Raw genomic sequence first — 11534 nt, 5'->3', positions numbered from 1 at the left:
AACGCGAGTATGATTCGCGTCCACCATGATCCGTATCACACAGATCCGTGCCGCCGTGACCGCCGTCGTCATCCTCGTCGCCGTCCTGGCGGCCGCCGCCGTGGCGGATCCGTCGGGTCTGCTCGCGCCGATCGGCGGTCGAGGGCTCCCGCTGCTGGGTACGGGCGGCGTCTACCGCTGGGCCCCCCTCGTGATCGGTCTCCCGATCCTGCTCGCCGGCACCGCCGTCCCCACCTTCGTGGTCGCCGGGCACGCGGCGGCCAGGTGGGTGTTCGCCGCCACGTGGGTCGCGGTGACAGGCGCCGGCGCCTTGGCGACCGCCGCGAGCGGGTTCGCGTCGGCGCTTCCGATGGTGGGGCCGCACCTGTCGGCCGGCTCGGCCCTGACGTACGCGCTCAGCACGAGCGGCTTCGCGGCGATCAAGTTTCTGCTGGTCGGCTCACTGGTCGCGGCCGGCGCGGCGCTCGCCGCCCGGTTCGGGCCGCGGCCGGCACCTGCCGGGGCCGAGGCCTCCCCGGCCGCTTTCCCCATCACGGTCATGGTGGTGGTGACCGGTCTGGCCGCGATCGGGCCGGCGGCTCACTGGTGGCACGGCGGACCGGTCGGCTACGCGTTCGAGGGATTCCTGGCCGCACCGGGCGCGGCCAACGGCGTACTCGGCTTCCTCGCCGGCACGGCGCTGTTCCTGGCGGTGTTCGCCGGGGCCGTGCGGTTGGCGGGGCGGCGGCTGGCGCAGGACGGCCCGCTGGTGGTGTCGGTGACCGTGGGCCTGGCCTCGGTGGTGGCGGGCCTCGGGCTCGGGGTGGTCGATGCCGTCCTCGCCGCGATCCCCCGGTCAACGGACCAGTGGTGGGTCGCCACTTCGCTGATCAGCGTCGCGACCGGTATCGGTTACGGTGCGATGGCCGGTCTCGTCGGCGCCGGCGTGGTCGCGGTGGGATGGCGGCTGCGGTCGCGGGTGCTGCCGGTCGCGGCCACCGGCGTACTCGTGCTGGCTCTCGTGCCTTTGATCGGAGCGCCGGCTCCCGCGGGGCCGCCGGCCGCCGAGGAGGTCGCGGCGTCCGGCGGCACGGAATACCTCCGGGTGCTCCCGGCACGTGACGGGGACGAGCTCGCCACGATCGGTGACGTCACCGGCCGGCAGGTGATCCTGCGCGGGGTCAACGTGAATCAACTGATCGACTACCACCTGCGTGATCCGGCCGTTCCGGCGACGCAACCGCTGACCGGCGCCGACTTCGAGCAGATGGCGGCGATGGGCTTCAACGTGATCCGTCTCGGCATGTCGTGGTCGCGGCTGGAGCCCGCGCGCGGCACCTTCGACGAGTCCTACCTTCAGCAGATCAGGGCCGCGGTGGCCGGGGCGAAGGCCCACGGGATCTACACCGTTCTGGACATGCACGAGGACGCGTGGGGCAACGCGATCGCCCGCCCCTCCGAGCAGTGCGGCGGCGGGACGACTCCGGCCCGCGGCTGGGACGGCGCACCCGCGTGGGCGACCATCACCGACGGGACGGCGCACTGCGAGTTCCTGGCCCGCGACCTGGCGCCGGCGGTGGCGACGGCGTTCGGGAACTTCTACACCGACCGCGACGGCATCCAGAGTGAACTCGTGCGTACGTGGGCGTTCGTCGCGAAGGCCTTCGCGAACGAGCCCGCCGTCGCCGGTTACGACCTGCTCAACGAGCCGGGGATCGGGGCCAGCCCGCCGATCAGCTCGGGGCTGCTGCTCGGCCGGTACTACGACGCCGCGATCACGGCCATCCGCCAGGCCGAGCAGGCCGCCGGCGGGCACACCCACCTCGCCTTCTTCGAGCCGAGCGTGCTGTGGTCCGGCCTCGGGTTCGACGCGGCCCCGGCGCCCGGGTTCACCGGCGACCGGCAGCTGGTGTTCGCCCCGCACCCGTACAGCGAGTCGATCAGCATGGACCAGGGTCTGGGCCTGACGATCGCGTCCATCGAGCGGAATCTCACCACGTCGGCCCGCGCCGCCCGGGCGTACCGGGCCGCGCTGTGGTTCGGCGAATGGGGCTGGTTCGGTGACCCGGCGGTGGACGGCGCCAAGGTGCGGCGCCTCGCGGCGGCCCAGGACCGGCTCGGCGCCGGCGGCGCGTTCTGGGTGTGGCGGCAGGGATGCGGTTCGCCCGAGACCGGCGCCGACGCCACCACATCGGGGAACCTGGTCGCCGTCGACTGCCGTACCGGTGCGTCGACCCCGCCGCCGGAGGGCTTCGCACGGCCCCTGTCCAGGGCTTACCCGCGAGCGCTGCCGGGCCGGCTGGAGTCGCTCACCTCGGATCCGGACGGTGGGCTGCGGATCACCGCCACCGCCGCCGACGACCCGGCGAACTGCCTGGTCGACATCTGGGTGCCCGGCGACACGATGCCCCGCCTGACGACGACGGGGATCACCGACCTGTCGTCGAAGCAGGTCACGGGCGGGTGGCGGATCAGCGGCTGCGCCCGCGGCGCCTACACCGTGACGGCGGCGTCTTAGGGACACGTACGCAGATCTGCGTACGCGGAAAGCCGCCACGCGACGGACGACCCGATGGGCACGAGATCATGGTGCTCGCGGCCGAGGGCTGGCCAACGACGAGATCGCCGGGCGGCTGGCGATCAGCACGGCCACCGCCCGGACCCACGTCAGCCGGGCGATGATCAAGCTCGGCGCCCGGGACCGTGCCCAGTTGGCGGTCTTCGCGTACCAGTCAGGTCTGCTCGGTCAGCTCTAGATAAAGAGTGGCCTCTTGCTCTACAAATAGGCATGCGCCGCCCCATGATCATCATCGTGCTGCTCTCCCTCGGCGCCGGAATGGCGTTCGGGCTGAGCAGCGCCCTGCGGCTGTCCTGGACGCCGGCCACGGTGATGGCCGAGCCGTCCGGCACGGCGCCGCAGCGAACCGCCGTCGCCTCCCCGATCGGGTCGGTGACGATGGACCGCCACACGCACCGGCTGGACGTCGCGGCCCGGGCGGTCACCGACGCCGTCGAGGGGCAGAACGCCGACGGCGTACTGAAGGTGATCGTGGGCGAGGGTGGCGCCGGCGAGGACTACCGGCTCGACCGGACGGCCACCGGTCTCACCCTGACCGCGGCGAGTGAGGCGGGCGCCGCCGCCGGCCTGTACTCGGTGGCCGACCGGATCCGGTCCGGCGCGCCGGTCGCCACCGGCCCGGTGACGCCGAAGCTGGGCCTGCGACTGACCGACGTGGGCTCGGTCGGCCGCGAGCCCGACGCGGCACGCTGGAGCAAGGGCACCGACTACTCGCTCAACTCCGACATCGTCACCGGCACGCTGCTGCCGCGGGCGCCGTGGGTCGACCGGGCCGAGGTGGAGAAGGTCGCCGCCCAGTTCCGGCAGTTCGTCGACCACTCGGCCGCGCAGGGCTACAACGGTGTCGTCGTGCCCGGCTTCCTGGAGTACGTGACCTTCGCGGACGTCGGCGGCGGCCATGCCGTCTACCCCGCCGGAGATCCGCACATCGCCCGCGCGCAGGCGATGGTCACCGCGTTCGAGCCGGTCTTCCGGTACGCGTCGGACATGGGCATGCGGGTCTACTTCATGACCGACATGCTGGCGCTGTCCGGGCCGCTCGAGGCGTACCTGGCGAAGCAGACCGACCAGTGGGCGGTCTACCAGGCCGGACTGCGTGAGCTGTTCGCGAGCATGCCGTTCGCGTCCGGCCTGATGATCCGCATCGGCGAGGGCGGCTCCGCCTATGCCGCGCCGGGCTGGGACTACTTCTCCCGCATCGCGGTCACCACGCCCGAGAAGGTGCGGGCGATGCTGAAGGCCTTCCTCGCGGTGGCCGCCGAGAGCGACCGGGACATCATCTTCCGGACCTGGACGGTCGGCGTCGGCGCGGTCGGGGACCTGCACACCAACCCCGATTCGTACGAGGAGGTGCTCGGCGATCTCGACGACCCGCGCCTGATCGTCTCGACGAAGTTCACGCTCGGCGACTTCTACAGTCATCTGCCGCTCAACACCACGCTGGCGGTGGGCGACCAGCGGCGCATCGTCGAGTTCCAGGGCCGGCGCGAGTTCGAGGGCTTCGGTTCGCTGCCCAACGACCTGACGGCCCTGCACGCGTCCGCGCTGAAGCGGCTGCTGGCCGGCAACCCGCACATCGAGGGCGTCTGGCTGTGGACGCAGGAGGGTGGCCCGCTGCGTGCCGGGCCCATGACGCTGTATCTGCGTACCGGGTTCTGGCAGCTCTACGACCTGAACGTGTACGCGATGGGCCGGCTGGCCAGGCAACCGGACGCCGACCCGGGCGAGATCACCGCCGACTGGGTCCGCCGGACGTTCTCCACCGATCCGGAGACGGTGGCCGCGATCTCCCGGATGTTCGCGAGCTCGCGCGCCGCCGTGACGAAGGGGCTCTACCTGACCCCGTACGCGGACAACTCGGTGAAGGCCCTCGGCCTCGAACCGCCGCCGATGATGTGGATCTTCGAGTGGGACATCGCCACCGGCGACTCCGCCGTGCTGAGCAGCATCTACGCGACCGGCCGCGACCACGTCGACGAGACGATCGCCGAGGGCGAGCGGGCCGTCGCGATCGCCGCCGAACAGTACGCGGGGGTGGCCGCCACCGACCCCGCGACGTGGCGTGACCCGGCTCTGCGGGAACAGCTGCTGGATTCGCTCGCGTACCAGAAGGACCTGTACGGCACGCTCGGCGCGTACCGCACGATGTTCCTGCGGCGGGCGCAGTGGCTCGACACCGGCTCCACGACGGCGCGTGAACAGTGGAAGGCCGCGGAGATCGCGTACCGGGAGGCCCGCGACGTCTACGTTCGCGAGTACGACGGCGACGTCGACCTGCCCGCCTACAACTTCACCGCGGCCGACCTCGGCAGCGAGCGGTCCGACCGGGATCCGGCGATGGCGATCCTGGCGCGCGTCCTGCTCGGCCTGCTGCTCGTCTCGATCCTGGTGCCGTGGCGGCCGGTCCGGTCCCTCTGGCGGGCGGCGATCATGCCGTGGAAGGCGCCATCGACCCCGGACCGGACGGCACGGTGGGTCGCGATCCTGCTCCCGGCGGCCGCCCTGCTGCTCAGCCGCGAGATCTACACCTGGTTCGCGGCCCCGGCCCACCTGCTGGTGACGCTCGGCTCCTGGGTCCTGTTCGCACTGGTGGCCCGGCTGCTGGTCCGCGGCCGTGACCCGTACGCCCTGTGGACGGTGATCGGCGGTGTGGCGCTGCTCCGCACGGTTCTGCTGCTGGCCGTGCTGGCGGTCCGCGGCCCGGGCCTCTACTGGTTCCAGTTCTGGACCGATCCGGTCGCGCGGACGGCGTACGTCACCGTCGCTTTCGCGTCCTTCGCCTGGCTGTTCGTGGCGGTCGGCTCGGTTCTGCGCAGCCGCTACGGTTGGTCGCGCCGCCGGGTCACCGGCAGCGTCATGCTCGCGGCGGGCGTTCCGGTGCTCGCGGTCGGCACGCTGATCCGGTCGGTCGGCCTGGAACGCGCGCTCAGCGCCTGGAACGACCAGATGGCGTTGCTGCCGTGGGGCCTGCACCGGATCCTGGGCATCGTGACGTTCCTCGACATCCCACCCACCCTGCCGACCTGGATCATCGTGACCGGCGCCGTCCTGTCGATCACCGGCGGCCTGACGGTCGCGGTCAGCGGCGGCGCGGCGCGACCGGACCCGATTCGTATGCCCGCACCCGATCTCGACAGTGCGACTTCGGCATCGCCGAGTTGACGTCCGACCGAAGGAGGCCACCGCCGATGTCCTCGACAGCTCTTCTGGCGGACCGGTTGTCGCGGGCGGGGATCCGCGACGTCGTCACCGTCGAGCCGGTGAGCGGTGGACTCGCCGCGCTCGCCGGGATAGCCCGCCGCGAGAACGGGCCGCCGGTCTTCGTCAAAGCGTTCGCCGAAGCGCTGGACGGTGACGCCTTCGCCGCGGAGGCGGAGGGGCTGGCGGCGTTGCGGGAGCTCGGCGGGGTGGCGACACCCGACGTGATCGTGGCCGGCCGGGAACTGCTCGTGCTGTCGATTCTGCGACCGAGACCACCCGATGAGGCCTTCTGGGAGCGGTTCGCGCACGCGCTCGCCCGCCTTCACACGAGCACCGTCCATCCCCGCTTCGGATGGCACCGCGACAACTGGCTGGGCCGCCGCCGGCAGGTCAACCGGTGGGCCGACGACGGCTTCGCCTTCTTCGCGGAGAACCGGTTGCTCCGCTGGCTCGGCGAGCCCCGCGTCGAGGCCGCGCTCGAACCCGCCGACCGGGCCGCGCTGGAACGGCTGTGTGACCGGCTCCCCGAACTGTTGCCGGACCGGCCGGCCTGCCTGACGCACGGCGACCTGTGGGCGCAGAACGTGCTGGCCACCGTGGACGGGCGAGCGGCGCTGATCGACCCGGCGGTGTCGTACACGTGGGCGGAGGTGGATCTGGCCCATCTCTGGACCACCGCGCCGCCACCGGAGTCACGCCGGTTCTTCGACGTCTACGCCGAGCTGACCGGTCTCGACGACGACTGGCCGGCCCGCATGCCGGTCATCCAACTGCGGCAGCACCTGGCGGTCCTGGCCCAGTTCGACGACGACTGGGGCGCCGCCGAGACGATCCGCGCCACGCTGGCGCCGTTCCGGGCGCGGCCCTGACCGGAGTCATGTGCAGGCGGAACCGTTCAGCGCGTACCCGGCCGGGGGCCCGCTGTCGCCGGTGTGGGTGGCCTGGAATCCGAAGGTGACCGACGCGCCGGGCGCCAGGCCCGCGTTGTAGGCGACGTTGGTCGCCGTGACCCGGCCGGAGGTGGGCGCGTAGGTGGCGTTCCAGCCGTTGGTGATCGTCTGACCCGAGGGCAGGACGAAGGCGACGGTCCAGCCGTTGATCGTGGAACCGCCGGTGTTGGTGACGGTGATGTTGGCGGTCAGGCCGTTGTTCCAGGAATTGACGGTGCTGGTGGCGCGGCAGGCCGTGCCGCCCGGCGAACTCGGGCTCGACGAAGGGCTCGACGAAGGGCTCGACGGGCTGGAAGGCGAGTTCGACGGCGTGGTCGTGCCGCCGAACTGGGTGAAGAACTGCCACACCTCGCCGGACACCCAGGACGACGACGCGTTGCGGTCGACCGGCAGGGGCACGTGGTCTCCGTCGAACGCCGCCCACTGAACCGGATGTCCGGCACGGCAGCCCGAGTACGTCGTGGTGAGGTGGGTTCCGCTGCCCTGCGCCGGCTCGGGCGGACTCTGCGCCGTGCAGCCGTTGGCCCGGACGAAGGTGTCCCGGATCGACCGGCCCATCGAGATGTTGAGGACGCTGTCCCGGATGCCGTGGATGCCGAAGTAGGCGACCGGCTGGGTGCCCGGGGAGCAGCCGCTGAGATTGGCTCCGGCGATCGGCGCGACCGCCCGGAAGACGGTCGGCCGCGCACAGGCCAGGGCATAGCTCATGGCGCCGCCGTAGCTGAAGCCCAGGGCGAACCGTTGCGACGTGTCGACGCACAGGTCTCCCTCGACGACGCGCAGGATGTCGTCGACCAGGGTCACGTCACGATCGCCGGTGTTCGCCCAGCCGGCGTCGAGTCCCTGCGGCGCCACGAAGATCGCGCTGTCGCCGGCCCGCTGCTGTAGACCGTAGAAGCCGTTGCCGACCACGTCGTTCGCGCTGCCGTTGAGCCAGTGCAGGCCGACGACGAGCCGGTAGGCCCGGCTGCTGGTGTAGTTGCCGGGCAGCCGCAGGATGTACGTCCGGGCCCGGCCGCCGCTCTGGATCGTGTAGGTCCCGTCCCGCAACGTCGGCGCCTTTCCGCATCCCGCGGTGGCGGCCAGGGCGGTCACCCGCCCGGCCGAGGCGGTCCCGCCGGTGAGAACGGCGGTCGCCGCGACGATCATCAGCGCCGCGGCGGCGACAGCCGTGCTGAGCACGGCGCGGTCTCTTGCTGTTCGCTCTGCCATGGAAGCCTCCGGAAGCTGGATGAACGAATCCAACTATGTCAATTGCTGGATGCCTCGGATGTTACGGAGACGCTTCGTAAATTTCAACGAAAGCGGCAGCGACTTCCGGCAGCGGGTCGACATAACAGATTTTCCACAAATAGTTTTCACGCGACGAAAGTCGCCATTCACCGCGCCTGCTTCTCGAATAACGGCAAAGTCCCTCTTGAATGTCTCGAAACATCCTGGCAATCTTTCGAGGCAAGCTGTTAGCGCTCCCAGAACCAGGCCGCATCAGGCGTGCAACTGCATGGGGACCATTGTGAGCGATAACAGGAACTGCCAAAACCAGAGGCGATGATGAAGAATCTGAAGACCCTGTTCGCCGTGGGCCTGCTGCTGGCCGGCGCCGCGGCCGTCCTTCCCGGCTCCGCAGCCCAGGCGCTGGACAATGGCGTGGCCCGGACCCCGCCGATGGGCTGGAACAGCTGGAACACTTTCGGCTGCAACATCAACGAAACGCTGATCCGGGGCATGGCCGACGCGATGGTCTCCAGCGGTATGCGCGACGCGGGCTACCAGTACGTGGTCGTCGACGACTGCTGGATGAACCCGAACCGCGACGCCTCCGGCAACCTGCAGGGCGATCCGGCCCGGTTCCCCAGCGGCATGAGGGCGCTGGGCGACTACCTGCACAGCCGTGGGCTCAAGTTCGGTATCTACCAGGCGCCGCTGGACCGCACCTGCGCTCAGTACTTCGGCAGCTACCCCGGCGCGACCGGGGCCCAGGGGCACGAGGCGCAGGACGCCCGGCAGTTCGCCGCCTGGGGTGTCGACTTCCTCAAGTACGACTGGTGCTCTCCGAGCGGCTCGATCAACGACCAGGTCACCACGTTCGCCAAGATGCGTGACGCGCTCGCCGCGACCGGCCGGCCGATCGTCTACAGCATCAACCCGAACAGCATCCACTCCAAGACCGGTCCGCAGCGCAACTGGGGTGACGTCGCCAACATGTGGCGCACCACCGAGGACATCACCAACGCCTGGGACACCGGACAGACCAACGGCTACCCGATGGGTGTGAAGAACATCGTCGACGTCACCGTGCCGCTGGCCGGATACGCCCGGCCCGGAGGATTCAACGACCCGGACATGATGGAGGTCGGCCGTAGCGGCATGACCGACACCGAGCAGCGTAGTCACTTCGCGCTCTGGGCGGTCATGGCTTCGCCGCTGATCGCCGGCAACGACCTGCGGTCGATGAGCACGGCCACCCAGACCATTCTGAAAAACCCGCGGCTCATCGCGATCAACCAGGACACGCTCGGCCTGCAGGCGACCCAGGTTTCGTACGACGGGACGCGCCGGGTTCTTGCCAAGCGGCTGGCCAACGGTGACGTGGCGGTCGCCCTGTTCAACGTGGGCGGCTCCACCACGACGATCTCGACCACCGCCGCGGCGATCGGCAAGTCCGGCAGCTCCTTCACGTTGCAGGACGCCTGGACCGGTGCGACGACGACCAGCACCGGCAGCATCAGCGCGAGCGTCCCCGCCCACGGAACCGCGGTCTACCGGGTCAGCGGCGGGACCAGCACGCCACCGGCCGGCACCACGTTCGTCAGCGCCGCCTCGGGACGCTGCCTCGACGTACCGAACGGGAACACCGCCAACGGCATCCAGCCGGCCATCTGGGACTGCAACGGCGGCGCCAACCAGCGCTGGACCACCACCGGCCAGACCATTCAAGCGGTCGGCAAATGCCTCGACGCTCCGCTCAACGCGACCGCGGGCGCGAAGGTGCAGCTGTGGGACTGCAACGGCGGCGCCAACCAGCAGTGGACCCTCAACGCCGACGGCACCGTTCGCGGCGCCGCCTCCGGGCTGTGCCTGGACGTCGACCGCAACCTGACCGCCAACGGCACCCTCGTACTGCTGTGGACCTGCACCGCCGCCGCCAACCAGCGATGGAGCCGTGTCTGATGCCGAGAAGACTCCTGTGGGCTCTCGCCCTGGTGTGCGCGAGCATCGCGGTCCCGTCCGCCGCACACGCCGACAACCCGATCGTGCAGACCGTCTACACCGCCGACCCCGCACCGTTGGTGCACAACGGGCGCGTCTATCTCTACACCGGCCACGACGAGGACAACTCCACCTACTTCACCATGAAGGAATGGCGGCTGTACTCGTCCGCCGACATGGTCAACTGGACCGACCACGGCTCGCCGATGAGCCTGGCCACGTTCGGCTGGGCCGGCGCCGACGCCTGGGCCGGCCAGGTCGTCCAGCGCAACGGCAAGTTCTACTGGTACGTCCCCGTCAAGAACCGGACGTCCGGGCGCATGGCGATCGGCGTCGGCGTCTCCAGCAGCCCGACCGGCCCGTTCACCGACGCGCTCGGGCGCCCGCTGGTGGAGAACGGCGAGATCGATCCGACGGTCTTCGTCGACGACGACGGCCAGGCCTACCTCTACTGGGGCAACCCCAATCTCTGGTACGTCCGGCTGAACCCCGACATGATCAGCTACTCCGGCGGGGTGAACCAGATCCCGCTCACCACCGCCGGCTTCGGCACCCGCACCGGCAACACGTCCCGCCCCACCCTCTACGAGGAAGGGCCGTGGGTCTACAAGCGCAACGGCCTCTACTACAACGTCTTCGCCGCCAAATGCTGCTCGGAGTTCATCGGCTACTCCACCGCGCCCGGCCCCACCGGGCCGTGGACCTACCGCGGCACCGTGATGCCCACCCAGGGCAGCAGCTTCACCAACCACCCCGCAGTCATCGACTTCAACGGCGGCTCGTACTTCTTCTACCACAACGGCGCGCTACCCGGCGGCGGCGGTTACACCCGCTCGGTCGCGGTGGAGAGGTTCACCTACAACGCCGACGGCACCCTCCCGGCGATCACCATGACCACCGCCGGCGCCCCACAGCTCGGGACGCTCAACCCGTACGTCCGGCAGGAGGCCGAAACCATCGCCTGGAGCTCCGGCGTCGAGACCGAACCGGCCGGCGAAGGCGGCCGAAACGTCGGATTCATCGACAACGGCGACTACATCAAGGTCAAGGGCGCCGCCTTCGGCGCGGGAGCGACCTCGTTCACCGCACGGGTCGCCTCCGCCACCGGCGGCGGGCGCATCGAACTGCGGCTGGGCAGCCCCACCGGCACCCTCGCCGGGACCTGTACGGCGCCGGGCACCGGCGGCTGGCAGACCTGGACGACCGTCACCTGCCCGGTCAGCGGCGCCACCGGCACCCGGGACCTGTATCTACGGTTCACCGGCGGCACCGGTTACCTGTTCAACGTCAACTGGTGGCAGTTCGCCTAGGAATTCAACGTCGGGCCGATCCGAAAAAAGGTTCACACAAAAGTGTTATGCGGAGACAGCTCGAAAAGTCGCGAGACTGAAAGTTTCGGGACAGAATCGTGCGCTGAATGAGTTCGCACCCAGATTGATGCACGACAGGGTGGCCCCATCTTGCGAACCTGCTGGCAGAAGGCATGGAGGCGGGCCCGCAAGTGGGGTTGCCGGCGCTGATAGTTACGAGAATTCTCCGGAAGCCATTGTTTCCACTCCATTACCGTGCCAGCATGGCCTTGCATTGAAGTCCGTCGTGCTAACGCGGCTCGTGCA

The 11534-nt window shown here is 70.1% G+C and carries 7 protein-coding genes; 6 read left to right on the top strand and 1 reads right to left on the bottom strand.

Annotated features, from left to right (window positions below; all coding sequences use genetic code 11):
* Positions 1-25: 25 nt before the first annotated feature.
* The 4 genes from KZ829_RS36140 to KZ829_RS36125 are packed head-to-tail and all read left to right on the top strand — an operon-like array spanning position 26 to position 6627.
* The gene (locus KZ829_RS36140; RefSeq protein ID WP_220148335.1) at positions 26-2497 is read left to right on the top strand and encodes a glycoside hydrolase family 5 protein; all 2472 of its coding nucleotides are present in this window, start codon (positions 26-28) and stop codon (positions 2495-2497) included.
* Positions 2498-2513: 16 nt separating this feature from the next.
* The gene (locus tag KZ829_RS36135) at positions 2514-2735 is read left to right on the top strand and encodes a response regulator transcription factor (protein ID WP_372453982.1); all 222 of its coding nucleotides are present in this window, start codon (positions 2514-2516) and stop codon (positions 2733-2735) included.
* A gap of 44 nt (positions 2736-2779) precedes the next feature.
* Entirely contained in the window at positions 2780-5719 is a 2940-nt protein-coding gene (locus KZ829_RS36130) for a hypothetical protein (protein WP_246636867.1), read from the top strand.
* Between the two features lie 26 nt (positions 5720-5745).
* The gene (locus KZ829_RS36125; RefSeq protein WP_220148333.1) at positions 5746-6627 is read left to right on the top strand and encodes a fructosamine kinase family protein; all 882 of its coding nucleotides are present in this window, start codon (positions 5746-5748) and stop codon (positions 6625-6627) included.
* A gap of 6 nt (positions 6628-6633) precedes the next feature.
* Here KZ829_RS36125 and KZ829_RS36120 read toward each other — a convergent pair whose 3' ends face one another.
* On the bottom strand, positions 6634-7920 hold the full coding sequence (locus KZ829_RS36120) for a CE1 family esterase (RefSeq protein WP_220148332.1): 1287 nt from the start codon (positions 7918-7920) through the stop codon (positions 6634-6636).
* A 339-nt stretch (positions 7921-8259) separates the two neighbouring features.
* Between KZ829_RS36120 and KZ829_RS36115 the strand changes: the two genes are divergently transcribed.
* The gene (locus tag KZ829_RS36115) at positions 8260-9879 is read left to right on the top strand and encodes a glycoside hydrolase family 27 protein (protein ID WP_220148417.1); all 1620 of its coding nucleotides are present in this window, start codon (positions 8260-8262) and stop codon (positions 9877-9879) included.
* Positions 9879-11228, top strand: coding sequence for a glycoside hydrolase family 43 protein (locus tag KZ829_RS36110; protein ID WP_220148331.1), 1350 nt, complete (start codon positions 9879-9881; stop codon positions 11226-11228). Before KZ829_RS36115 ends, KZ829_RS36110 begins: the two co-directional genes overlap by 1 nt.
* Positions 11229-11534 lie beyond the last annotated feature (306 nt).

The sequence above is a fragment of the Actinoplanes hulinensis genome (assembly GCF_019429605.1).
GTDB classification, from domain to species: domain Bacteria; phylum Actinomycetota; class Actinomycetes; order Mycobacteriales; family Micromonosporaceae; genus Actinoplanes; species Actinoplanes campanulatus.
This window is presented reverse-complemented; position numbering and strand designations above follow the sequence as displayed.